Genomic DNA, 25906 nt, shown 5'->3' on the forward strand with positions numbered 1-25906 from the left:
GGATTGCAACAACTTCCCGGGTGTATCGCGACAACTTTCACAGAAAAACAGACAACTCCGGCGACAATTGCGACAAGTCCGCCCAATCCTGATTACTGCAGCACATAATCATACATAACAAGAAAGGATGACCCGCATGAATCAATTTTTCAACGCACATCATTCACCAATTGGCGCATTTTCAAGCTTCACACTCGGCTATCCGGGCGCTGGAGGCGGAATGGATGTCGAGCTTGGACGTTCACCTGCGCAAAACGTGTATATCGGACTGGAGTCAGCAGCACAGGAAGGTCATTACGATGCATTTCCGTTTTTTCATCAGCTGACCGAGGAAGAAAGCAAGCGCTATGATATTGAAAATATGGACCCTAATCCTGATAAACCAAAAATCCTTCACCAGTATGATAAAGATGAAGTGATGCGTGATTTTAAACTTGGCACTGACACGTTTAAAGCGGGGGATATGGAGCTCACGATTTACTCCAAGGCTGAAGGCGTACCAGATCCTGATCAGGCGAGCGACAATGACATGAAAATGGTGATTGTACCTAGTGTACTCGCCACGCTTACGATTGATAATACAAAAGGCAGCCGTACAAGAAGAGCGTTTTTCGGATACCAGGGGACTGACGCTTATACATCTGTCAGAAAACTTGATGACACAATGGATGCGAAAGGCTTTGGTCAGGGGACATTTACTGCAGTTACGACGCAAGATCCTGATGCATATTCCGCGATGCATTTTAGTCTTGAAAACATCCTGACTGATCCGCATAAGGAAAACTGGGCGTTTGGACTAGGAACGGTTGGGACGCTTTTAGTGGACGTGCAGGCTGGTGAGAAAAAAACGCTTGATATTGTGATCAGCTTTTACCGGGATGGCAATGTGACGGCGGGCATGAAGAGCAGCTATTACTATACAAAGCTGTTTGACTCAATTGAAGAGGTGGCGGCTTATTCACATGCAAATTTTGAAGAGTTAAAGGAGCGCTCAGTCGCAGCTAATAAGCTTACTGCCTCAGAAAACCTGTCAAATGATCAGCGCTTTATGATGAATCATGCGATTAGAAGTTATTACGGCAGCACACAGTTCTTAGATCAGGACGGCAAGCCTTTATGGATTGTGAATGAGGGCGAATACCGCATGATGAATACGTTTGATCTGACGGTGGATCAGCTGTTTTTTGAAATGAAAATGAATCCATGGACCGTGAAAAATGAGCTTGATTTATTTATTGAGCGTTACAGTTATCGTGATGAAGTGAGATTTCCTGGCGACGAAAAAACGTATCCGGGCGGGATCAGCTTTACGCATGATATGGGTGTTGCCAATACATTTTCGAGACCGGGTTACTCTTCGTATGAACTGTATGGTATTGACGGCTGTTTTTCACATATGACACATGAGCAGCTTGTGAACTGGATTTTAACAGCGGCTGTTTATGTCAAACAGTCTGAGGACTTTGAGTGGCTGAAGCAAAACGAGCAGATCGTAAAAGACTGCCTTGAAAGCCTTGTGAACCGTGATCATCCGGAGCCGTCGAAACGAAACGGCATTATGGCGCTTGATTCATCCAGAACGATGGGTGGAGCTGAAATTACGACTTATGACAGTCTGGATGTTTCACTTGGTCAAGCGAGAAATAACCTGTACCTTGCGGGGAAAACGTGGGCATCCTATCTCGCGCTTGAACAGCTGCTGACTGAGCTTGGTGAGCAGGAATCTGCTAAACAGGCGTACAGCCAGTCTGAAAAAGCAGCTGACACAATGGTTTCTTTTACAACAACTGCCGGTTACATTCCGGCAGTCATGGGTGAAAATAACGACTCAAAAATCATCCCGGCCATTGAAGGACTGATTTTTCCTTACGTCCTTGGAATTGAAAAAGCGCTGGATGAGGATGGTCCGTTTAAACGCTATTTAAAAGCACTTCATACACATTTCGACGCAGTACTGAAAAAAGGCGTCTGTTTGTTTGATGACAACGGCTGGAAGCTTTCTTCGACAAGTGGCAACTCATGGCTCAGCAAAATTTATCTGTGCCAGTTTATTGCCAGGGAAATTATGCAAAAGGATGTCGATTCTTCTGCAGATGCTGCGCACGTGAAGTGGCTTACGCATCCTGAACTGTCATTCTGGAGCTGGAGTGATCAGATTATCAATGGGGAAATTGCCGGCAGTAAATATTATCCACGCGGCGTGACAAGTATTTTATGGCTTGATGAATCTAAAGGAGATGAGGTTCATGGAAAAGACCATGAACGGGCTGTACACAATATGTGAATGGATATCAAAAGGCGCATGGCTGAACTTGATCTGGCTCGTCTACCTAATCGCAGGCATCGGGTTAACAGCTGTACCGACAGCGATTGCTGCATTCATCGTCATCAGAAAATGGCTGCGTGGAGAAACCGATCTGAAAATCTGGCGCACGTTTCATACAGCATTTATTACGGCTTGTATTAAGTCATGGAAGCCGGCCCTACTGTTTACGGGTACACTCATTTTGCTGATGACACAGGCCGCTTATTTTTTCATCAACGGAGGCGCTCATCCAGTGCAGCTTGCAGCAACAGTCCTTTTTATCACAGTAATCGGAGGTATCTCACTATACCTGTTTCCGGTATGGGTTCACTATGAACTCAGCTTTATTCAGATCGTCAAACAGGCTGCGCTCATTGCAATCATCAGCCCGCTCCACACGCTTTTGATGGCATTCAGCGCTGCTGCACTGGTTCTGTTGTTTGCGGCCATCCCTGCACTGATTCCGTTTTTTGGACTCGTGACTTTTGCAGTGGCCTTTATGGTGCCTGCCTACCACCGCTTTATCCAGATCAGCAGAAAAAAGGAGGCGCTTCAAACTGAAATGGTTTCCTGATGCAGTTGAACTTAAGAATCAGCATTTAACAGCTGTCATTATCCTGTCTGAAGGTGCTAACCTAATGTCTTTAAAAAGAAAATCAACTGAGATTTTAAGGGCACCAACTGATGAGGCAGCTTACTTAAAAAGAAAAGTGTTATTTGGTACACCAGTCTTGTTTCCACCGAACCGGATAGAAGATGGCACATTCACATTTAACAGAACCACTTATCAGCTGACGTTAAATGAACCTGAATTAAATAATCATATTCACGGTTTTGTCAGTGAGCGTCCTTTTCGTATCAAAAGTCAGTCTGAGTCATCACTAACCGTCGTCTTTGATAGTGAAGACCATCCTGATATTTCAAAAGGTTTTCCGCACCATTTTCAGGTGGAGCTCGATTTTGAACTGAAGGGTGAATCACTGATTAAGCGCTGCCGGATCAGGAATCTGAGCGATAGTGAGATGCCTGCGGGATTCGGCTGGCATACAAGTTTTATATTTGATGCGACAACTGATGTGTTTCAGGTGTCAGTGAATGAGCAATGGGAGCTGAATGAAAGAAATCTTCCAACTGGTCAAAGAAGTATTGCACATCTGCCAGTATCACTTGAAGGTGTCTTACTGGATGATGCATTTACGGATAACGGTGGGCGGATGGCTTCCATCGTTAGACCTAAAGATCAGATTAGGATTGATTATCAAATATCTGACAACGTAACCAACTGGGTGATCTTTCATGAAGAAAAAGGATTTATCTGTCCGGAACCTTATACCTGGGTCACCAACGCGCCACACTTACAAGACGATCCTGCATCAGGGTTCAGGTCTATTGCACCGGGTGAAATATTAAATATTGAAGCCACGATAGACATCAAATTATTAGAGGAGGAAGTCAAATGACACATTTTAATGAAGGAAAGATTCAATTTGAGGGAGCAGGTTCTAAAAATCCAATGGCGTTCAAATATTATAAAGCTGATGAAACAATAAACGGAAAGACGATGGCTGAGTGGATGCGCTTTTCAGTCGCTTACTGGCATACGTTTACAGCTGATGGCACCGATCCGTTCGGTGCACCGACAATGATCCGTTCATGGGACCGCTATAGCGGAATGGACCTTGCAAAAGCACGTGTGGAAGCTGCATTTGAGTTTTTTGAAAAGCTGGGCGTACCTTACTTCTGCTTCCATGATGTAGACGTTGCACCTGAAGGCGATTCTCTTAAGGAATCATTTAAAAACTTTGATGATATTGCCAATATGATTGAGTCATATATGAACACATCTCAAACGAAGCTTTTATGGAACACAGCAAATCTATTCACAAATCCGCGCTACGTGCACGGTGGTGCGACAACGAATAACGCAGACGTCTTTGCCTATGCTGCTGCCCAGGTAAAAAAGGGACTTGATACAGCTAAGAAGCTAGGTGCTGAAAACTATGTGTTCTGGGGCGGACGTGAAGGATATGAAACGCTTTTAAATACTGATATGAAGCTTGAGATGGATAATATGGCACGGTTCTTCCATCTAGCGGTTGATTATGCAAAAGAGATCGGCTATACAGGGCAGTTCCTGATTGAACCAAAGCCAAAAGAACCAACGAAGCACCAGTATGATTTTGATGTGGCAACAAGTCTGTCATTCCTGCAGAAATATGATCTCGCTGACCACTTCAAATTTAACATTGAAGCCAATCACGCAACGCTTGCAGGTCACACATTTGAGCATGAATTGCGCCTGGCGAGAATTAACGGAATGCTTGGTTCAGTGGATGCGAACCAGGGTGATACACTGCTTGGCTGGGATACAGATGAGTTCCCGACGGACCTTTACGCTGCGACACTTGCAATGGTTGAGATCTTTCAAAACGGCGGGCTTGGTTCCGGCGGTCTGAATTTTGATGCAAAGGTGAGACGTGCGTCATTTGCACAGGAGGATCTGCTTGAAGCACATATCGCAGGCATGGACAGCTTTGCCATTGGGGCAAAGGTTGCTGCTAAACTGATCGAGGACCGCGTTTTTGAAAATGTGATTGAAAACCGCTACAAATCATTTGCAGAAGGAATCGGGCTGGATATTGTAAATGGAAAAGCTGACCTAAAATCACTTGAGCAGTATGCATTGTCACTCGGTGAAATCAAAAATGAATCAGGCAGACAGGAGCGTCTGAAAGGATTGCTAAATCAGTACCTGCTTGAAACGCTGTCAGAAGTACGCGTATAACATGATCCCCCGGGCAGGCTGGTCCGGGGGATTTACATATTTAACACACTAAAGGAGGAATCAGAATGAGTTATGTAATCGGAGTCGATCTTGGCACAAGTGCTGTGAAAGTGTTGCTCGTGAACCACAATGGAAAGGTCGTAAAGGAAGCATCGAGAGAATATCCCGTGATCAATTCGCAGTCTGGTTATAGCGAACAGGATCCTGAAGACTGGGTGAACGGAACTTTTCAGGCTTTGAAGGAAATCACTTCATCACTGGCGGCTGATGAAAAGATTGACAGCATCAGCTTTGCAGGACAGATGCACGGTCTTGTGATGGTGGATGAGGGAGGTAAAGTCATTCGCCCGGCGATTTTATGGAATGATACACGTACAACTGAACAGTGTCATGACATTGTAAATACGCTTGGTAATGAAAAACTGTTTGAACTGACAAAAAATCCTGCTCTTGAAGGCTTTACACTGCCAAAAATGCTGTGGGTGAAAAAGCATGAGCCGGAAAATTGGCAACGGCTTTACCAGTTTATGCTGCCAAAGGATTATGTCAGGTACCGGATGACGGGTGAAATGGCAATGGATCTGTCAGATGCGGCGGGTACGCTTTTATTAAACGTAGAAAAAGGTGAATGGAGCAGTGAAGTGCTTAAAGCATTTAAAATAGAAGAAAGCCGGTGTCCTAAGCTTCTATTTTCAACTGATCAGACAGGTGAACTGCTGCCTGACGTGATCAGTGAAACAGGGCTGAACGCCTCTGTAAAAGTATTTGCAGGCGGTGCTGATAATGCTTGCGGTGCAATTGGCGCAGGCGTTTTAAAGGAAGGGCTCAGCATGTGCAGTATCGGTACGTCAGGTGTTGTCCTGTCTTACGAGAAAAGAGGGGATCTGGATTTTGAAGGAAAAGTTCATTACTTTAACCATGGCGTGCCGGATGCCTACTATACAATGGGGGTAACACTTGCTGCAGGAGACAGTCTTTACTGGTACAGAAAAAACTTTGCACCGGATCTGTCATTTGATGAGCTCATTCAGGAAGCGGCATTGACGCCCGCTGGCGCTGAAGGTCTGGTATTTACACCATACATATCAGGGGAACGTACACCTTATGCAGATGCAATCGTGCGCGGTAGCTTTATTGGTATAGATAAAAGGCATACAAGAGGTCATTTCACGCGCGCCGTCCTTGAAGGCATCACCTTTTCTTTAAATGAGTCACTCAATATTTTCAGAGACCGGGACAAGGTCATTGATCAGATTGTTTCGATCGGTGGCGGAGCAAAAAGTGACTTCTGGCTGCAGCTGCAAGCAGATATTTTTGATGCGGAAATCCTGAAATTAAATTCTGAACAGGGACCGGGGATGGGCGCTGCGATGATTGCTGCTGTTGGGTCAGGCTGGTTCAATGATTTAACTGAGTGTGCAGACCGTTTTCTAGCTGTCGGAACAGTTGTAAAACCAAATATGGAAAATAAAGAATTTTACAAAAGTTTGTTTTCTGTCTATAAACAGGTGTACAATCAAACTAAAGAAATAAGTCGAATGCTGAATGAGTGTAAGGAGCGTGTTGTGAAATGAAATACCGTCAATTAGGCAATACAGAACTCAGTTTGAGTGAATTAAGCTTTGGTACTTGGGCAATCGGTGGGGCCTGGGGAAAATCGGATGATCAGGAAGCGCTTAAGTCTTTACATTATGCAATTGACCGGGGTGTGAACTTCTTCGATACGGCCGATGTGTATGGTGATGGCCATAGTGAAGAGCTTCTTGCAAAAGCGACAAAGGGGCAGGAATCAAGTATTCATATTGCAACAAAATTTTGCCGTGCAGGTGACATTCATGATCCAAAAACATATGAAATGCAGCAGGTGGAGGCTTACCTTGATAACAGTCTGAAGCGCCTTGAGCGTGACCGCGTTGATCTGTATCAGATCCACTGCCCGCCAAAGGAAATTTTGGCCGATGGCAGTGTGTTTGACGTGCTGGATCAGCTACAGGACAAAGGGAAAATCCGTCATTATGGTGTCAGTGTTGAAACCGTAGAAGAAGGGATGATCTGCCTGCAAAATCCGAATGTGAAAAGTCTACAGGTCATTTTTAATATTTTCCGTCAAAAACCGCTTGAAGAGCTTTTTGTTGAAGCAAAAAGGAAGGGCGTCGGGATCATTACACGCCTTCCCCTTGCGAGTGGACTACTGACAAATAAGTTCACTTTAGATCACGAATTTGAAGAAGATGATCACCGCAGATTTAATGAAAACGGTGAGCAGTTTAATGTGGGGGAAACCTTTGCAGGGCTTGGTTTTAAAAAGGGTGTAGAGCTGACAAAAGAGCTTGAATGGATTGTGGAAGGACGTGTCAATATGGCGCGTGCAGCACTGCGCTTTATTTTAGATCAGGAAGAGGTAACATGTGCAATTCCCGGCTTTAAAAATCAGTCTCAGATTGAAGAGAATCTGCAGGCATTACACACACCTTCATTTACAAAGCACGAATTAAATCAGCTTCATGACTTCTACGTAAAAGAGGTTCATCCGCACATTCGCGGGGCATATTAACGAAAGTCTAAATTGTGGCACAACCCATTTTTTACAGCAACCATTTCGACAAAAAATTAAAAAATCTTTTACGATTAAGAAGGAGAAAGCAAGGGTAGAGGAGAAATAGGTAGTATAGCTTTTAAGATTCAAAGGAGGAGTTTACATGTTGAATTATAATATCAGAGGCGAGAATATTGAGGTAACTCCAGCAATCCGCGAGTACGTGGAGAAAAAAATCGATAAGCTAGAGCGCTATTTCAACGATACACCTGATGCGAACGTGCATGTTAATCTAAAGGTGTATAACGATAAGCAGACAAAGGCAGAGGTTACAATCCCAATGCCAAGACTGACACTTCGCGCTGAAGAGCGTCATGAAGATCTGTACGCAGCAGTCGACTTAATCCTCGACAAGCTAGAGCGTCAGATTCGTAAGCACAAAACAAAAGTAAATCGTAAATTCCGTGAAAAAACAAATGAACCAGAGTTTTTCGCAACAACGGTTGACGCGGAAAACGGCATTGAAGAACTGGAGCCGGTGTCAATCGGCGCAGATGACGGTGACGAAAGCGAATTCGACATTGTCCGCACAAAGACATTCAATCTGAAACCAATGGACAGCGAAGAAGCTGTTCTTCAGATGAACATGCTCGGCCACAGCTTCTACGTCTTCACCGACGCTGACTCAAACGGTACAAACATCGTCTACAAGCGTAAAGACGGGAAGTATGGATTGATTGAAACAGAAGCTTGATTCATGAGGACGTCCCTTGGTGGGGCGTTCTTTTTGTGTTGGGCGGGACAGACCCGGGTCTACAAACGCTTATTTTAAAGGAGGATTCATATGACAAACAAAGTTGCACTCGTAACAGGCGCTTCAAGAGGCCTTGGGAAAAGTATGGCAGTCAAGCTGGCAGAGGCTGGCTTTAAGGTAGTGATTAATTACAACAGCAACCATGAAAAGGCTGAAGCGATAGTTCAGGATATCAGAAATTCCGGTGGGGAGGCAGTTGCAATACCGGCTGATGTGACAGATGAAGCTGCGGTGAAAAAGCTGATCGCTGATTCGCATAAAGCTTTCGGTCAGCCGGTTGAGGTGCTTGTCAATAATGCGACAGGTCCACAGCCTGAGCTGTCACTTGAAGAAGTGACATGGGAAGATTATCTGGATCAACTGCATTTTACCGCAAAAGCACCGTTACTCCTTTTAAAAGAAGTGATGCCTGCAATGAAAGAAAATCAATGGGGACGCATTATTAATATTGGAAGCGAAGTTGTTGAATTAGGTAATCCTGAATTCTCAAATTATGTGACTGCGAAATCAGCAGTGATCGGCATGACCCGCTCCTGGGCAAATGAATTAGGGAAATACAATATTACTGTAAATGCTGTACATCCAGGCTTTATCCCGGTGGAGCGACATGGTGAGGTCGCAGAGGAAAGTGCGAACGGCTATCTGAGGGATGTACCATTAAAGCGGCTTGGTCAACCTGAAGAGGTTGCGAATATGGTCAGGTTTTTAGCTAGTGAGGAGGCCAGCTTTGTGACGGGTCAGAATATGAATGTGAATGGCGGGAAGACGTTTGGGGTTTAAAAGTGATTAAGACATTCTGGGCGGGGATTGCTACCGCCCGGACGGAAACACAGACAATTAACGGATTTTCTTCTTCATGCACTTGGGTAACTGCCTTTTAGTTTCTAAAGGGCATGAAGAGGGGTGATGCTGCAACTAGGTGGGTGGATGCAACAAACTTTTGGCTGAAATACTACAAGTTAGCTAGTAATTGCTACAAGTTCCCGGGTGTATCGCTACAACCTGGGCAGGGATTACTACAACTTTTGCAGAAACTGCTACAAGTTGGGATCAAGTTTGTAAACATGCCTCTGCAAACCCCGTAAAATCGCCACTTTCTTGCGTTCTCGCGCGCCCGTGTTACAATAATGGGTGATTATTTTATAAAGGAAGTGCCGACATGCAGGAAATTGGACGTAATGAACCGTGCCCGTGTGGCAGTGGTAAGAAATATAAAAAATGCTGTGCAAATAAAGTTGTCAATATCGAAACGATTTTGGTGAAGGAGCAGATGGACCTTCAGCTTGGTTTCTTAAACGAAGCGATGGCGCCAAAGCAGTCTTCATTTAAAAAGGATTATGAATATGTGCTTCAGGAAGTGCAGGAAGTGTTCAATGAACCTCAGTTCCTGACTGTATTCCTGACGTATCTTTTCGGACTTCACGGCGAGCCGTCAAGCTGGGAGCAGTATCTTGATGAGCGGACGCCTTCAATTGAGCGCCCCCGCCTGAAGGAACTGCTTGAGAACTGGCAGCAGCCAAAGCCGATTGTGGCTGAAGTGACTGATATGGAAGAGCTCACGCGCAGAGTGGATATGAAGGATATGATCACTGGTGAAACGTATGAAGTGACGATTCCGGACTTCCATTCATGGGCTCCAATTGATTATCTGTTCACATTACTTCTTCCATTTGAAGATAAATGGGTGCCATACGGGTTTATGTTCCCATCTGTTTACATGAAAAGCGAAGCAGCTGTGCTACAGTCGCGCGTAGAAAAGCTGACTGACGACCGCAGCGAATGGATTTCAACAGAAGGCGTTGTGGACGTGATCCGCGCAGTGGTTGGCCGCGAAGAGCAAGCTGAAAACGGTGACTGGATTGAGCAGATGACAGAACCGCTTCAATCAGACAATCAAAAAGAAGCGCTTCACGAGCTGAAAACATTCTGGGATCAGCGCGATGAAGACCTTTCTCTGTTTGCATGCCATATCGCATCAGCTTACTTTGCTGAACACGGTGCAAAAGTGAGAAAGCCTGCAACATACCTTGCAACCTTCTCCTACCTGATGGCCCAGCACGCAACTGAGCTGCCAATGACGCAAAAAGAAGCCGGCGAAGCATTTGACGTAACGGCTTCCAGCGTGTCGTCAACAGCGCGTAAAGTTGAAGAGTGGTTTGTTGGAGAGCTTGAGGAATTGAAGAAGCAGTCATAATCTGTGGAATAACATCGCTTATGATCTGCGTTCCGTGCGGACGGCGGTGAGCCTCCTCATCGCTGCGCGCTTGCGGGGTCTCACCTGTCCGTCTACTCCCACTGGAGTCGCCGCCCTGCACTCCGATCAACGCTAAATATTAGAATGATTCAGCTGATAGATGTCCAACATTTTGTTGTCATCTATCAGCTTTTTATATTTTTTAGTTATAGAGAGAATATTAAAGTCCATTATTATGAAGAGAATTCTTACTTTCACGTACCAAGTTGATCGTAGCGGAAGGGGCGACTCCGGGAGGATATGTGGGAAGCTGAGACCCCGGAAAGCTTGCCTGAGAATGCTTAGCAATTACCGCCCGGAAAGCGTCCCCCTGCAGCGAAGATCAACGGTCCACCTAAGACTATTATCTACTTTCACAACAAAACTAGAATTTTCCCTCAATTTAGACTATAATAAAACGCATTGGTTCGTATTTCGAAATAAAAGGGGCGTACATAGATGACAACTGATTATTTATATCATCCATTTTCATCACAGAGGAATACTGTTTTTGCGAAGCGGGGTATGGTGGCGACGAGTCAGCCGCTTGCTGCGCAGGCAGGATTAGAAATTTTACAACAGGGGGGCAACGCGATTGATGCAGCAATTGCAACTGCTGCTGCGCTGACTGTTGTGGAGCCGACTTCAAATGGGATTGGCGGCGATGCGTTTGCGCTGGTGTGGACGAAGAATAAATTACACGGGCTGAATGCGAGTGGTCCGGCACCGCAGTCTATTTCAATAGAAGAAATGAAGAAGCGCGGTTATGAGAAGATGCCGGTGTTTGGCGTGGAGCCTGTAACTGTGCCGGGTGTGCCGGCTGCATGGGCGGAGCTTTCTGAGAAGCACGGGAAGCTGCCTTTTGAAAAGCTGATGGCACCTGCGATTCGTTTGGCGGAAGAGGGATATCCGGTGTCACCGATTCTCGGGAAGTACTGGAAGTCGGCTACTGAGAAATTCAAAGAGATTTTCAAGGATGATGTCTACAAATCATGGTTTGACACATTTACACCGGATGGCCGTGCGCCTGAGATTGGTGAGATGTGGTCGTCAAAAGGACATGCTGAGACGTTAAAAGAGATTGCAGATACGAAAGCGGAGAGCTTTTACAGCGGGCAGTTGGCTGATAAAATTGATGCTTATATGAAAGAGCATGGTGGTTATTTATCAAAAGAGGATCTTGCAGCGTTTAAGCCTGAATGGGTCGAGCCGGTGTCTGTGAATTACCGCGGCTATGATGTGTGGGAGATCCCGCCGAACGGTCAGGGAATGATTGCACTTATGGCGCTGAATATTGCGCAGGGGTTTGAGTTTGATGAATTCCAGAGTGCGGATACTTATCACAAGCAAATTGAAGCGATGAAGCTTGCGTTTACAGATGGGAAGGCGTTTATCACGGAGCCTGCGGATATGCCGATTTCAACTGAGGAGCTACTATCAAAAGAATATGCAGATAAGCGCCGTGAAGTGATTGGTGAGAAAGCGATCGATCCTGAGCCGATGGAGCTTCCAAAGGGGGGGACGGTTTATCTTGCGGCTGCTGATGATGAAGGCAATATGATATCGTATATTCAGAGTAACTATATGGGCTTCGGTTCAGGCGTTGTGGTGCCTGGCACTGGTATCGGGCTGCAGAACAGAGGGCATGATTTCAGTCTGGATCCTGAACACCCGAATGCATTGAATCCTGGTAAACGGACGTATCATACGATCATTCCAGGGTTCCTTACAAAAGATGGTGAGGCAGTCGGACCGTTTGGCGTGATGGGCGGTTATATGCAGCCGCAGGGTCATTTCCAGGTGGCGGTAAATACGATTGATTTCCACCTGAATCCGCAGGCAGCCCTTGATGCGCCGAGATGGCAGTGGATGAATGGGAAGACGGTTCATGTGGAGCCACATTTCCCGAACCATTTAGCGCAGGCACTTGTACGAAAAGGGCATACGATTCAAGTAACAACAGACGGTGGATCTTTTGGCCGCGGACAGATTATCTGGCGCGACCTTGAGACTGGCGTGTTAAAAGGCGGGACAGAATCCCGTACAGACGGACAAATTGCAGCGTGGTGATGAGAATTGGCTAAGAATAAACAGGGCGGTCTGTTCATGGGATTTTTCAGGGTCGGCATCTTCGGCTTTGGCGGCGGACCGTCATCGATTCCACTCGTTCATAAAGAAGTAGTGGAGCATTATAAATGGATGAGTGATGAAGAATTTTCAGATGTACTGGCGCTCGGCAATGCGATGCCGGGCCCGATTGCAACAAAGATGGCTGGCTATATCGGCTATCGCGTTGGGGGCATACTTGGCATGATTAACGCAGTGTTTGCAACGACTTTTCCATCCGTTGTTGCGATGATTGTGATGCTGATGGCACTGAACGCTTACCGTGATGTGTCATGGGTGAACGGCATGTCGCAGGCAGTGGTGCCGGTCGTTGGTGTACTGCTAGCTGTGCTGACGTGGGATTTTGTGAAGAAGTCCAAAAATGCATTTGGCTGGGGAATTGCGATTGCACTCATTATCGGAAGCTTCGTGCTGCTTGAACTGGCAGGCGTTCATCCGGCGATTCTGATTCTCGGCATTCTGCTGTATGCGCTGCTGTTTGGCGGAAAGCGGGGTGCTAAAGCATGATCTACTGGGAAATCTTTTTAGCGTTTTTTATACCGGGGATTCTCGGATACGGCGGTGGACCAGCTTCCATACCGCTTGTTGAAAATGAAGTCGTCGACCGCTACGGCTGGATGACGACACAGGAATTTTCAGAGGTGCTTGCACTTGGTAATTCACTGCCCGGACCGATCGCAACGAAAATGGCCGGCTATATTGGCTATGCGGAAGGCGGACTTTTAGGTGCCGGGGTTGCGCTGTTTGCAACAATTGCGCCTTCGTTAATTCTGATGATTGTCCTCCTTGGACTCATTATGAAATATAAGGATTCTCCGCGTGTGAAAAAAATGTCCACGCTTGTGCGCCCGACGATTGCGGTGCTATTAGGCGTAATGACGTGGGGATTTTTCGCAGATGCCATTGAAGCAACCGGGACTGTGCAGACCGTTGTGCTGGCAGCGATCAGCTTTGTTTTGCTGGAACGGTTTAAGGTGCATCCTGCATTTGTGATCGCCGGGGCACTGGTTTACGGAGCGGTTTTCTTAGGGTAAATATAAGCATCTTGATTGATGGGAGTGCTGAAGATGACGTATTCAATTGTGGGTTATGATCCGGTAGAAAAAGAATGGGGCGTCGCGACACAGTCTAAGTTTTTAGCAGTTGGCGCCGTTGTCCCTCATGCAGTTGCGGGCGTAGGTGCAGTCGCAACACAATCTTATGCAAATACTGCGTACGGACCTGAAGCGATGACATTTATTATGGCCGGTAAAACAGCTGAAGAAACGATTGAACTTTTAACAAAAGATGATGAAGATCGTGCGTACAGACAGGTAGGCATCATTGATAATCAGGGCAATGCAGCTACATACACAGGTGAGCAGTGCTACGACTGGGCTGGCGGCATGACTGGGAAGCATTTTGCCGTGCAGGGAAATATTCTTGTAGAAGGCACAGTCGAATCAATGGCACGCGCCTATGAAAATGCAGAAGGACAGCCGCTCGCAGACAGACTGTTAGCCGCACTCGCAGCAGGCCAGGCTGCCGGAGGAGACTCTCGCGGTCAGCAGTCAGCAGCGCTTTTAGTTGTAAAAGATAAGGGTGGTTACGGTGGTTACAATGACCGTTACATTGATCTTCGCGTTGACGATCATACGACCCCGGTTGATGAACTGAACCGGATCTACCGCCTGCACCAGCTGTACTTTGCGCCGGCTAAAAAAGACTTCATCGTACCGATCGAAAATGAAGTCGAAAAGAAGCTTGAGCTCCAGCTCGTGCGGCACGGTTATCTAAAAGAAGGTATGTCGCTACACAAAGCACTGCGCAACTACCTCCATACCGAAAACTTTGAAATGCGCGAGCAGGCTGAAGGGTATGTGGATATGGAAGTTGTCGAGTATATGGAACGGACGTAAAACCGGGCGGATGCCCGGTTTTTGTTTTTGGGGTGTGGGCCGGGGCTAAGCATAGTTGTCGCGGTTTTTGGCGGAGGTGTAGCAATTTCCGTCGTAGTTGTAGAGATACACCCGGGAAGTTGTAGCATTCCACGGCCAGGTTGTAGCATTCCACGGCCAGGTTGTAGCAATTCGGGCAAAAGTTTGTCCTATCCGCACCCGAAGTTGCAGCACCACGCCCTCTTGATGCCTTCAAGAAACTAAAAGCCTTTTACCTAAGTGCATGCAGAGCCGGGTTAGGCGGAACGGCTGAGTTGTCGCAGTTGTTGCCAGAGGTGTAGCAATAATAGTTGAAGTTGTAGCGATACGCCAGGGAAGTTGCACCGATTCCCGTCATAGTTGTAGCAATCCGGATCAAAGTTTGTCCGATCTTCCCACAAAGTTGCAGCACCACACCCTCTTAATGCCCTTCAGAAACATAATGAATCTTCTAGTAAATTCCATTACCCTGAAATATAATATATCTATTAACAGAAAGGAGTGACATTTTGTATACGAATGAAAGAACCCCCTCTATCAAACATAAGACTTATCAAACAGCAGTAAGGCGGCTCCCAGATCATCACCCTAGTTATCAGAAACTCGTGAAAAAATTAAACATTGAAGATTCTGGGCTCCATGGTGAAAATTATTATGATCAGGTTGCTTCGAAATTGCTTTCCTCAACTTGCCTCCACCTGAAAACCTCTCTGCTCACCCTCTTCAAAGAAACCTTTCAAATCGATTCCATTATTATTACCCCGAATTTTATCCTGATTAGTGAAGTGAAAAACATGGTAGGAACCCTGTTTTTTGATAAAAAGGGTGGCAGTCTGACCCGAATATTGAACGATCAGAAAGAGTATTTTACCTGCCCATTGTTTCAAGTGTCATGACATACTGAATGTGTGGAACATATTTTGAAGCAGGTCAATATCAGCGTGCCGGTCCTGAACCAGGTCATCTACACCAATCAAAACGTCGAATTTGCCGTTAAAGATTCAGAGACAGAAATCTACGAAAAAATTCATCGCATCGAACAATTCACTTATCACTTCCGAAAAATCAAAAAAAGTCATCTTCAGCGTTATCTCTCACAAGCTCAAATCGAATTCATTTATCAAACCATTGCTGATCGATGTGTGACGCCATTCTGGAAAGATCACCTGCTTGGTCTAGGGATTGACCGCATTGAACTCATCAAAGGATTCATGTGCTATGACTGCAACACAATTGCACCACACGTTTACGGTGGATGGCGTTGTACAACCTGCAGTAAAAAGGTGAATGATATGCTCTATCAAAATGTAATTGATTGTTTTTTATTAAATAGCGCTACATTGAATGTTGCTGAGATTAAAGCATTTTTAAATTTGACCAATAGCAGGCAGGTGCTGTCTTATATGAATAAACTGGGAATTAAATCTGAAGTCGCTGGAAGGGAGCGGGTATTTATCAGCCCTATTCATTCCAGAAATAACTAAGCTTGTTGCAGTTATCAGGTTACTTGTAGCAATCCGGCTTGGGGATGTAGCGATACACCCGGGAAGTTACACGTATCCGGCTTGAAGTTGTAGTCATCACGGCAAAAGTTTGTCCTATCCACCAACGAAGTTGTAGCACGACGCCTTCTTAATGACTTTTAGAAACTAAAAGCCTGTTACCTAAGTGCATGCAGAGCCGGGTGTGGGGGAGCTTCTGAGTTGTCGCAGTTTTTACTGGAGTTGTACCAATCCCTGCTGAAGTTGTAGCGATACACCCGGCAGTTTGCACCAATCCAGCTCGTGGTTATAGCAATCCACTCTAAAGATGTAGCAATTGCCCCTACTCGAAAGTCGTATCACTCCCCGGCTTTCTTGTATATCCCCCATGTAAGTGATAAGATAAATAGGTGTATAAATAGGTTTAACGTAAACGTGACAGGGGTATAAACTCTGTTTGCATTGTGAATAGCAAGGACGGTTTTTCCGCCCGTTATATAAAGGAGCGTTAACATGTCTGGAATTTTGAATAAAATTTTTGATGGTAATAAGCGTGATGTGAAACGTTTTGATAAAGTAGCTGACCAGGTGATCGCGAAAGCAGGCAGTATTGAACAGCTTTCAGATGAGCAGCTCCGTGCAAAGACAGATGAATTTAAACAGCGTTATGAACAGGGTGAGTCGCTTGACGATTTGATGCCTGAAGCGTTCGCTGTTGTTAAAGAAGGCGCAAAACGCGTGCTTGGACTTGATCCGTACCGCGTTCAGATGATGGGTGCCGCGGCACTTCACGAAGGTAACATTGCAGAAATGAAAACCGGTGAAGGTAAAACGCTGACGTCAACAATGCCTGTTTATCTAAATGCGATTACCGGTAAAGGTGTCCACGTTGTCACAGTCAACGAATACCTTGCCAGCCGTGATGCTGAAGAGATGGGCCAGCTTTATAACTTCCTAGGGCTCACTGTCGGACTGAATTTAAACAGTATGGATAAGGATGAAAAGCGTGAAGCTTATTTAGCTGATATCACATACAGCACGAATAATGAGCTGGGCTTTGATTATCTGCGTGACAACATGGTTCTTTATAAAGAGCAGAAGGTTCAGCGTCCGCTTCATTTCGCCGTAATTGATGAAGTTGACTCGATATTAATTGATGAAGCGAGAACACCGTTGATTATCTCGGGTCAGGCGCAGAAAAATACGCAGCTTTATATCCAGACGAATGCATTTGTCCGTAACCTCAGAATTGATGAGGATTACACGTATGATGAGAAAACGAAAGGCGTTCAGCTGACCGAAGAGGGGATCACGAAAGCGGAGAAAGCATTTCGTATTGATAACCTTTTTGACTATGCGCATGTAACGCTTAACCACCATATCAATCAGTCGCTAAAAGCGCATGCTTCAATGAAACGTGACTTTGATTATGTTGTAGAAGAAGGAAAAGTTGTCATCGTTGACCAATTTACAGGCCGTCTTATGAAAGGCCGCCGTTACAGTGACGGGCTTCACCAGGCAATTGAAGCGAAAGAAGGTCTTGAGATCCAGAATGAATCAATGACAATGGCGTCAATCACATTCCAGAACTATTTCCGCCGCTACGAAAAGCTTTCCGGTATGACAGGTACAGCGAAAACAGAGGAAGAGGAATTCCGCAACATTTACAATATGAGAGTTGTTGTTATCCCGACAAACCGCGAAATCGTGCGTGATGATAAAGCCGATCTGATCTATGCTTCTGTTAAAGGAAAGTATATGGCAGCAATCGAGGATATCGCAGATCGCCATCTAAAAGGTCAGCCGGTGCTTGTCGGTACAGTTGCGATTGAAACATCTGAACTGATCGCAAGCGAATTGAAGAAAAAAGGCATTCCGCATAACGTACTGAATGCAAAAAATCACGGCAGTGAAGCGCAGATTATTACTGACGCCGGTAAACGCGGTGCCGTAACAATCGCAACAAACATGGCCGGCCGTGGTACGGATATCAAACTTGGTGACGGTGTAAAAGAGCTTGGCGGACTTGCCGTTATCGGTACAGAGCGTCATGAATCGCGACGAATTGATAACCAGCTCCGTGGACGTTCTGGACGTCAGGGAGATCCTGGTGTGACGCAGTTCTATCTTTCAATGGAAGATGACCTGATGCGCCGCTTCGGTTCTGACAATATGAAAAATATGATGTCACGTCTTGGTATGGATGATTCACAGCCAATTCAGAGTAAAATGGTATCCCGCGCAGTTGAATCTGCACAAAAACGCGTTGAGGGTAATAACTTTGATGCGCGTAAGCAGCTTCTTCAGTATGACGATGTGCTTCGTCAGCAGCGTGAAGTCATTTATACTGACCGTGATGAAATTCTTGAATCAGAGAACCTTCGTCATATTGTTGACAGAATGGTTGAAACAACTGTTCACAACGCAGTGGATGCACACGCACCAATGGCTGAAGAGACGAGTAAGTGGGATCTGAAAGGTCTTGAGCACTATATCTTCGCCAACCTGCTCCCTGAAAATGTGATTACAGCTGACATGCTTGAAGGCAAATCAAACGAACAGATGAAATTATTCATTATGGATAAAGTAACAAAACGTTATGATGAGCGTGAAGAAGAGCTTGGCGAGAGAATGCGCGAATTTGAAAAAGTCGTGCTGCTCCGTTCACTTGACACAAAATGGATTGACCACATCGATGCAATGGACCAGCTGCGTCAGGGTATCCACCTGCGTGCATACGGTCAGATCGATCCACTGCGCGAGTATCAAAATGAAGGCTTCGCGATGTTTGTGACGATGCAGCAGTCTGTAAATGAAGAGGTCACAAAATACGTGATGAAGGCTGAAATCCGAAACAACATCGAGCGTCAGGAAGTTGCACAAGGACAGGCGGTTAATCCGAAAGAAGACGGCGAAACGAAGAAAAAAACCCAGCCGGTCCGCAAAGAAAATAACGTAGGACGCAACGACCCATGCCCATGCGGCAGCGGGAAGAAGTATAAGAATTGCCACGGGGTTTAAATAAATATATCTCTCAAAAAAGCTGGCTGATGGTTGAAGCTCCAGGAGGATACTTTCCGGACGGAGGTTGCTGAGCCTCCTCGCCTCCGGGGTCTCAGCTTCCCTCTAATCGTCCCGGAGTCGCCCCCTTCCGCTTCAACCATCAGCTGCGAAGGTATAAAGATGGTATTTATCAAAATGTCAAACACATGTCTGCAAAGGCATCTCAGTCATATATAGTTGAGCTTTTTATCTGTGATTTATAATAGTTAATTTTATAAGAATACTTTCATGTTTTTTAAGTAATCTCAGCCTGTGATTGGAGTGGAGGGCGGAGACTCCTGCGGCGGGAAGGGCCAGGCGAGACCCCGCAGGCTTTAGCCGAGGAGGCTTGCCGGACCGGCAGCGGAAAGCGCAGCCCTCCACGGAGATCACAAGCGGCTTTTAAGCAAAACCAAACACAACTTTACAATAAGGTGGAACTCAAATGGAATTATCAGACGTAAGAAACGAGCTCGAAAAAACAGCCAAGGTTTTGGCGGACTTCAGGGGGTCTCTTTGACTTAGAAAACAAAGAGGCAAAACTCGCTGAAATCGACGAAATCATGGTAGAACCAACATTCTGGGATGACCAGCAAAAAGCACAGGGCATCATCAATGAACAAAATGCCCTGAAAGATGTCGTGAACGGTTATCAAAACCTGGTCGACACGCAGGAAAATCTCGAAGTGACACTCGAGCTTTTAAAAGAAGAAGCAGATGAAGATATGCACGCCGAAATGGTATCTGAGCTTGAAACATTCCGCAAAACGCTGGATGAGTTTGAGCTGCAGCTGCTGTTAAGCGAACCGTATGATAAAAATAATGCGATTCTTGAACTGCACCCGGGTGCTGGCGGAACTGAGTCACAGGACTGGGGCTCTATGCTGCTGCGTATGTATCAGCGCTGGGGCGAAAAGCGTGGATTCAAAGTGGAAACACTTGATTATCTGCCTGGAGATGAAGCAGGAATTAAGTCTGTTACACTTCTATTTAAAGGCCATAACGCGTATGGCTATCTGAAAGCGGAAAAAGGTGTACACCGCCTTGTCCGTATTTCACCATTTGATTCATCAGGTCGCCGTCACACATCATTTGTGTCATGTGATATCATGCCTGAATTCAATGATGATATTGAAATTGAGATCCGCACTGAAGACCTGAAAATCGATACGTACCGTGCAAGCGGCGCCGGCGGTCAGCACATTAATACAACTGACTCTGCCGTACGGATTACCCACATTCCAACAGGCTCAGTTGTATCATGTCAGTCAGAGCGTTCACAGATCAAAAACCGTGAATCAGCGATGAAGATGTTGAAATCAAAGCTGTATCAGCTGAAGATTGAAGAGCAGGAGCAAAAGCTTGCTGATATCCGCGGTGAGCAAAAGGAAATCGGCTGGGGAAGCCAGATCCGCTCATACGTATTCCACCCGTATTCAATGGTTAAAGATCACCGTACGAGTACAGAATCAGGTAACGTACAGGGCGTCATGGACGGTGACCTTGATCCGTTTATTAACGCGTATCTGCGTTCGAAAATTAATAACTGATGATGATCCGCTGCGTGAGTGCAGCGGATTTTCTTTTAAATTGGGGGCAAAGTGCGGAGGCGATTGCTACAAGTTGATGGGCGATTGCTACAACCTGGCCGTGGAATGCTACAACTTCCCGGGTGTATCGCTACAACCCGAAGCCGGATTGCTACCTACCGCGCAAAAACAGCTGCAACTATGCCGACAGAAAGCCCCCAGCACTGCATGCACTTGGGTAACAGGCTTTATGTGTCTGAAAGGCATCAAGAGGGTGTGGTGCTGCAACTTCGGGGGCGGATAGGACAAACTTTTGATGTGATTGCTACAACCTGGACGTGGAAAGCTACAAGTTCCCGGGTGTATCGCTACAACTTCGAGAGAAATTGCTACAACTCCAGCCAAAACAGCAACAAGTAAACGAAAGCGCGCTGCACCACACCCTTATCCAAACATAACTCCAACCCTTCACCGCACTAACGCTCTAGCATGACAATATTCACAGAAATGTCGCTTCATGCTATACTCGCTAGCGGTGTAAACTTGAATAGTGAAAGGGTGACAGTCGATGAGTAAGCAGAATCGCCGTGGTCAAAGTGAGCCGAAACGCTGGCATGGTGCAATAGACTATATTTATGTGATTATCGGGGCTTTATTTGTCGCGATTTCTTTTAATGTGTTTCTTCTTCCAAATGCAGTGGCATCCGGGGGAACGAGTGGGATCAGTACAATTTTAAATGGATTGTTTGAGTGGCGTCCTGCGATTGTGCAGTATTCTTTTAACATTCCATTATTTATTGCGGGAGTCATTCTGCTCGGTAAAAACTTCGGGCTGAAGTCATTTGTTGGAACGTTAGCCTTGCCTGGTTGGGTATTCTTGACGGAAAACTGGGCACCATGGACAGAGGATCCACTGCTCGGCGCATTATTTGGCGGTATTGGTGTTGGAATTGGTTTAGGAATTGTATTTAGAGGTAAAGCATCTACAGGCGGGACAGATTTGGCTGCGCAGATTATACATAAGTACAGCGGCCTTGGTCTCGGGACGAGTATTGCATTGATTGACGGTCTGATTGTGCTCAGTTCAGCAGTCGTGTTCAGTATCGAACAGGGGTTATATGCTTTAATCGCGCTTTACGTAACGAGTAAAACGATTGACCTTGTGCAGGTCGGCTGGCAGCGTTCGAAAATGGTGCATATTATTACAAACCGCCAGGAAGCAATCAGTCAGGCTATTTTTGCTGAAGTCGACAGAGGTGTGACAAAGCTCTCAGCATATGGTGGATACACAGATCATGAGCGCCCGATTTTAATGTGCGTAATTGATCAGACAGAATTCACAAAATTGAAAAATGTAGTTAAAAAGATCGATCCGGGTGCTTTTGTCATTGTAAATGATGCCTCAGAAGTGTTGGGTGAAGGATTTAAAAGGGAGTAAATTGTTATTTCAAGAAAAGATTTTACAATTTTTAAAAATGGAGTGATCTTGATGAAAAAATGGTGGATTGGTGCTGTACTGGGTTCTGCAGTGCTGCTTGGTGCGTGTGGTGGCGGTGAAGAAGAGGCGGCTGATACGGGTTCTTCAGCAGGTGAAATGGATCCTGAAACAATTTTTATTCAGAATTGTTCAGGCTGTCACGGTGATAACCTGGAAGGTGCTAGTGGACCAAACCTGCAGGAGGTAGGTTCAAGACTGAGCCAGGAAGAAATCCTGAGTGTGATCCAAAATGGTCAAGGCAGTATGCCCTCTAATTTAATTGAAGGCGAAGAAGCTGAAGTAGTAGCTGAATGGCTGTCAGGAATGCAATGATAATATTGAATCAAAGCATCTTTTTCTAACTTGGAGAAAGATGCTTTTTTATATTTCACCACCGAAATGAAAATGTAATATAAATGTCGTTAACAAAATTCGCTAGAATGATATAATGTTCTTGTGCAAAAAAACGATATGCCGACATAATTAGCCATTTATTCCTATTATGCCGGGCTTTCGCGAGCATATAGAAGAATCAGCCAGAACAGTCATTATGGAAATTCAAAGATAAGGTGCGTAACTCTTTATGATACAAATGAATGAAGTATACAAGAAGTACCCGAACGGTATCATGGCTGCAAACGGTTTTGAAGTGAAGATCCAGTCAGGAGAGTTCGTCTATGTAGTCGGACCGAGTGGAGCTGGTAAATCTACATTTATCAAAATGATGTACCGTGAAGAAAAGCCGACAAAAGGTACGATTATGGTAAACGGCATTGATATTGCGAAACTGAAGCGCAAGCGTGTGCCTTACTTACGCAGAAATATCGGGGTTGTGTTCCAGGATTTCAAACTCCTGAGCAAACTGTCCGTTTATGAAAATATTGCTTTTGCTTTAGAAGTGATAGAGGAACAGCCAAAGGTCATCAAACAGAAAGTAATGGAAGTGTTAGATCTTGTAGGATTGAAACACAAAGCCCGCATGATGCCCGATGAGCTTTCCGGAGGGGAACAACAGCGAGTTTCTATCGCACGTTCAATCGTTAATTCACCAAAAGTGGTAATTGCTGATGAGCCGACAGGAAACCTTGATCCGGAGACTTCATGGGAAATTATGAACTTGTTTGAAGAAATTAATTCACGCGGCACTACAATTATCATGGCTACGCATAACCGTGAAATAGTTAACACGATCCGCCACCGTGTCATTGCCATTGAAAATGGTGTAATTGTCCGTGACGAACAGCGGGGGGACTACGGTTATGAAATTTAGTACAGTGACAAGACACTTCAGAGAAAGTTTTAAGAGTCTTGCGAGAAACGGATGGATGACATTTGCATCCGTCAGTGCAGTTACAGTGACGCTATTACTTGTCGGCGTATTCACAGCGCTTATGCTGAATATGAATAAAGTCGCAGATGATATAGAAAACGATGTTGAAATGAATGTCTACGTCGAGCTAGAAGCTGACCAGCAGGCAGTCGCATCGTTAGAGCAGGAAATTGAGCAGCTCACCGGAGTTGAATCCATCGATTACTCCACAAAAGAAGAAGAATTATCCGGTCTGATTGACAGCTTTGGTGAAGAGATGGCGTTGTTCGAACAGAATAACCCGCTCCGTGATAAGTTCATCGTCAAAGCCATTGACCCGAGACAGACTGAACGACTCGCTTCCCAGATCAACACGCTTGAGTATACTCACTCTGTTGAATACGGTGAAGGGAAAATCGACAGGTTGTTCAGCATTCTTGAAGTCAGCAGAAACGTCGGTGCCGTTTTGATCTTCGGTTTACTGTTTACCGCAATGTTCCTGATTTCAAACACAATTAAGATCACAATTGTTGCAAGAAGAACAGAAATTGAGATTATGAAGCTGGTTGGCGCGTCTAACTGGTTTGTCAGAATTCCATTCATTCTTGAAGGTATCTGGCTAGGCATCATCGGCTCAATTCTGCCGATTGCAGCCGTATCCATGATCTACTTCAACGTCTATGAATATATGGAGCCACGGCTTGAAGATTCATTTATCCAGATCCTTGAATTTTCACCGTTCATATACCAGATTAACGCATTAATTCTACTGATGGGCGTCGTAATCGGCGTATGGGGAAGCTTTATGTCCGTCAGAAAATTCCTGCGCGTATAAATTTTAAACAGAAAAATAGAAAATGTACTGTTAAAGCCATTTTATCATCAGCCCGCTTTAACAGAGATAAACGAAATGCTAGATTTGAAGGGAGAACAGTTTTGTGAAAAAGTCATTCGTCAGCCTGTCATTGGCAGCAGCACTGATTGCAGGAAGCATCCCGGCAATCAACACAGCATCTGCTGAGTCATTAGATAGCTTAAAAGAAGAACGTTCATCAATTGAAAGCCAGCGTCAAGAAATCAGCGGTGAGATCAGTGAAACCAACAGCCGCATTGAAGAAATCGTAGCAGAGCAGAAGAAAGTTACTGCTGAAATTAAAAAACTTGATAGTAAGATTGAAGATACAACAAATAAAATCAACGCAGTTTCAGGTGAAATTGATGAAACAAACGCAGAGATCGAAAAGCTCCGCGGAGAGATTGAAGAGCTGAAAAAGAAAATTGAAGAGCGTACAGCACTGCTTGAAGAACGTGCGCGTGCGATTCAATTAACTGGCGGATCAGTCAACTATCTTGATGTACTGCTTGGCGCTGAAAACTTCGGAGATTTCATTGACCGTTTCTCAGCAGTAAATACATTAGTCGATGCAGACCGTAAAATCATGGAAGAACAGCGTCAGGATAAAGCATCTCTTGAGCAAAAAGAAGAAGAAGTACAGCAGCAGCTTGAAGAGCTTGAAGCACAAAAAGCTGAGCTTGACGGACTAAAGGCTGATCTTGATGGTCAAAAAGCTGATAAAAATGCATTATTTGCAGACCTAGAAGCTAAGGAAGCTGAATATGAAGAAGAAATCGCTAAGCTTGAAGTAGAAGATGAGCACCTGCATGAAATGGAAGCAGACGTTGAAAGTCGTATTGTTGCTGAGCAGGAACGCCTTGCTGAACTTGCAAGACAACGTGAAATTGAACGTCAGAAAGAACTTGAACGTCAGCGTAAAGCTGAGGCAGCAGCTGAAGCAGAAAGACAGCGTCAGGCAGCAGCAGCGTCACAAACAAGTGGTAGCGCGAGCAGCAGTTCATCATCAAGTACACCACAGGCTACAGCACCTGTATCAGCAGGCGACTGGACAAGCCCGTCATATGGCAGATTCACAACAGAATTCGGTCACGATATTCTAAATGGTAAGCCAAGATATCACTACGGTATTGATATTGCCAATTCACCAGGAACGCCAATCTCAGCAGCAGCTTCAGGCTATGTTGTTGAAGCAGGCTTCAATGATGGTGGATATGGAAATATGGTCCTGATCACACACAATATCAATGGTAAAACATATTCTACAATGTACGCGCACCTGAGCAGCATTGGTGTATCACAGGGTAGCTATGTTGAAAAAGGCCAGTATATCGGTGGCATGGGTAACACAGGATTTTCATTCGGATCACACCTTCACTTCGAACTTCATGAAGGACTGTGGAACGGTGCAAAATCTAATGCTGTAAACCCTCGTAAATATATCTCATTCTAATCTAGCAGACTCCCAGGCTTCGGTTTGGGGGTTTTTTTATTATCCT

At 45.3% G+C, this 25906-nt stretch carries 22 protein-coding genes; all 22 read left to right on the top strand.

Going from position 1 to position 25906, the window contains the following annotated elements; translation table 11 throughout:
- Window positions 1–136 precede the first annotated feature (136 nt).
- The 22 genes from ACH6CZ_RS09945 to ACH6CZ_RS10050 all read left to right on the top strand — a co-directional run bounded on the left by ACH6CZ_RS09945 (window position 137) and on the right by ACH6CZ_RS10050 (window position 25860).
- Window positions 137–2284, top strand: coding sequence for a glycoside hydrolase family 52 protein (locus ACH6CZ_RS09945; RefSeq protein WP_374097277.1), 2148 nt, complete (start codon window positions 137–139; stop codon window positions 2282–2284).
- Entirely contained in the window at window positions 2247–2879 is a 633-nt protein-coding gene (locus tag ACH6CZ_RS09950; RefSeq protein WP_374097278.1) for a YesL family protein, read from the top strand. Before ACH6CZ_RS09945 ends, ACH6CZ_RS09950 begins: the two co-directional genes overlap by 38 nt.
- Complete coding sequence (locus ACH6CZ_RS09955; protein WP_374097279.1) at window positions 2791–3765, top strand: aldose 1-epimerase; 975 nt, start codon at window positions 2791–2793, stop codon at window positions 3763–3765. Before ACH6CZ_RS09950 ends, ACH6CZ_RS09955 begins: the two co-directional genes overlap by 89 nt.
- Window positions 3762–5090, top strand: coding sequence for a xylose isomerase (gene xylA / locus ACH6CZ_RS09960; RefSeq protein WP_374097280.1), 1329 nt, complete (start codon window positions 3762–3764; stop codon window positions 5088–5090). The genes ACH6CZ_RS09955 and xylA overlap by 4 nt, the downstream gene beginning before the upstream one ends.
- A gap of 65 nt (window positions 5091–5155) precedes the next feature.
- Window positions 5156–6664, top strand: a complete 1509-nt coding sequence (gene xylB, locus ACH6CZ_RS09965) for a xylulokinase (protein WP_374097281.1) — start codon at window positions 5156–5158, stop codon at window positions 6662–6664.
- A complete protein-coding gene (locus ACH6CZ_RS09970; RefSeq protein WP_374097282.1) occupies window positions 6661–7644 on the top strand; it encodes an aldo/keto reductase in 984 nt (327 codons plus the stop codon). The genes xylB and ACH6CZ_RS09970 overlap by 4 nt, the downstream gene beginning before the upstream one ends.
- Window positions 7645–7789: 145 nt before the next feature.
- The gene (gene hpf / locus ACH6CZ_RS09975; RefSeq protein WP_374097283.1) at window positions 7790–8380 is read left to right on the top strand and encodes a ribosome hibernation-promoting factor, HPF/YfiA family; all 591 of its coding nucleotides are present in this window, start codon (window positions 7790–7792) and stop codon (window positions 8378–8380) included.
- A gap of 90 nt (window positions 8381–8470) precedes the next feature.
- Window positions 8471–9220: an SDR family NAD(P)-dependent oxidoreductase gene (locus ACH6CZ_RS09980; protein ID WP_374097284.1), complete on the top strand. Its 750-nt coding sequence runs from the start codon at window positions 8471–8473 to the stop codon at window positions 9218–9220.
- Window positions 9221–9599: 379 nt separating this feature from the next.
- The gene (locus tag ACH6CZ_RS09985; protein WP_374097285.1) at window positions 9600–10634 is read left to right on the top strand and encodes a YecA family protein; all 1035 of its coding nucleotides are present in this window, start codon (window positions 9600–9602) and stop codon (window positions 10632–10634) included.
- A 498-nt stretch (window positions 10635–11132) separates the two neighbouring features.
- The gene (locus ACH6CZ_RS09990) at window positions 11133–12743 is read left to right on the top strand and encodes a gamma-glutamyltransferase family protein (RefSeq protein ID WP_374097286.1); all 1611 of its coding nucleotides are present in this window, start codon (window positions 11133–11135) and stop codon (window positions 12741–12743) included.
- 36 nt (window positions 12744–12779) lie between these two features.
- Entirely contained in the window at window positions 12780–13307 is a 528-nt protein-coding gene (locus ACH6CZ_RS09995; protein WP_374097456.1) for a chromate transporter, read from the top strand.
- Complete coding sequence (locus ACH6CZ_RS10000; protein ID WP_374097287.1) at window positions 13304–13834, top strand: chromate transporter; 531 nt, start codon at window positions 13304–13306, stop codon at window positions 13832–13834. Before ACH6CZ_RS09995 ends, ACH6CZ_RS10000 begins: the two co-directional genes overlap by 4 nt.
- 33 nt (window positions 13835–13867) lie before the next feature.
- Window positions 13868–14698: a DUF1028 domain-containing protein gene (locus tag ACH6CZ_RS10005; RefSeq protein ID WP_374097288.1), complete on the top strand. Its 831-nt coding sequence runs from the start codon at window positions 13868–13870 to the stop codon at window positions 14696–14698.
- A 527-nt stretch (window positions 14699–15225) separates the two neighbouring features.
- On the top strand, window positions 15226–15612 hold the full coding sequence (locus ACH6CZ_RS10010; RefSeq protein WP_374097289.1) for a nuclease-related domain-containing protein: 387 nt from the start codon (window positions 15226–15228) through the stop codon (window positions 15610–15612).
- Between the two features lie 24 nt (window positions 15613–15636).
- The gene (locus ACH6CZ_RS10015; RefSeq protein ID WP_374097290.1) at window positions 15637–16200 is read left to right on the top strand and encodes a hypothetical protein; all 564 of its coding nucleotides are present in this window, start codon (window positions 15637–15639) and stop codon (window positions 16198–16200) included.
- A gap of 510 nt (window positions 16201–16710) precedes the next feature.
- Window positions 16711–19218, top strand: a complete 2508-nt coding sequence (secA, locus tag ACH6CZ_RS10020; RefSeq protein WP_374097291.1) for a preprotein translocase subunit SecA — start codon at window positions 16711–16713, stop codon at window positions 19216–19218.
- A gap of 466 nt (window positions 19219–19684) precedes the next feature.
- Window positions 19685–20789 (top strand): peptide chain release factor 2 gene (prfB, locus tag ACH6CZ_RS10025; RefSeq protein ID WP_374097292.1). Its coding sequence is split into 2 segments (ribosomal slippage): window positions 19685–19756 and window positions 19758–20789, totalling 1104 coding nucleotides; the frame shifts between segments, so codons are not numbered across the junction.
- Between the two features lie 547 nt (window positions 20790–21336).
- Complete coding sequence (locus tag ACH6CZ_RS10030; RefSeq protein ID WP_374097293.1) at window positions 21337–22206, top strand: YitT family protein; 870 nt, start codon at window positions 21337–21339, stop codon at window positions 22204–22206.
- A gap of 51 nt (window positions 22207–22257) precedes the next feature.
- Window positions 22258–22578: a cytochrome c551 gene (gene cccB, locus ACH6CZ_RS10035; RefSeq protein ID WP_374097294.1), complete on the top strand. Its 321-nt coding sequence runs from the start codon at window positions 22258–22260 to the stop codon at window positions 22576–22578.
- 250 nt (window positions 22579–22828) lie between these two features.
- Entirely contained in the window at window positions 22829–23515 is a 687-nt protein-coding gene (ftsE, locus tag ACH6CZ_RS10040) for a cell division ATP-binding protein FtsE (RefSeq protein WP_374097295.1), read from the top strand.
- Entirely contained in the window at window positions 23505–24389 is an 885-nt protein-coding gene (ftsX, locus tag ACH6CZ_RS10045) for a permease-like cell division protein FtsX (RefSeq protein ID WP_374097296.1), read from the top strand. Before ftsE ends, ftsX begins: the two co-directional genes overlap by 11 nt.
- 103 nt (window positions 24390–24492) lie before the next feature.
- Window positions 24493–25860: a murein hydrolase activator EnvC family protein gene (locus ACH6CZ_RS10050; RefSeq protein WP_374097297.1), complete on the top strand. Its 1368-nt coding sequence runs from the start codon at window positions 24493–24495 to the stop codon at window positions 25858–25860.
- The last annotated feature ends 46 nt before the right edge of the window (window positions 25861–25906 follow it).

The organism is Jeotgalibacillus sp. JSM ZJ347 (genome assembly GCF_044383825.1).
Lineage (GTDB): Bacteria > Bacillota > Bacilli > Bacillales > Jeotgalibacillaceae > Jeotgalibacillus.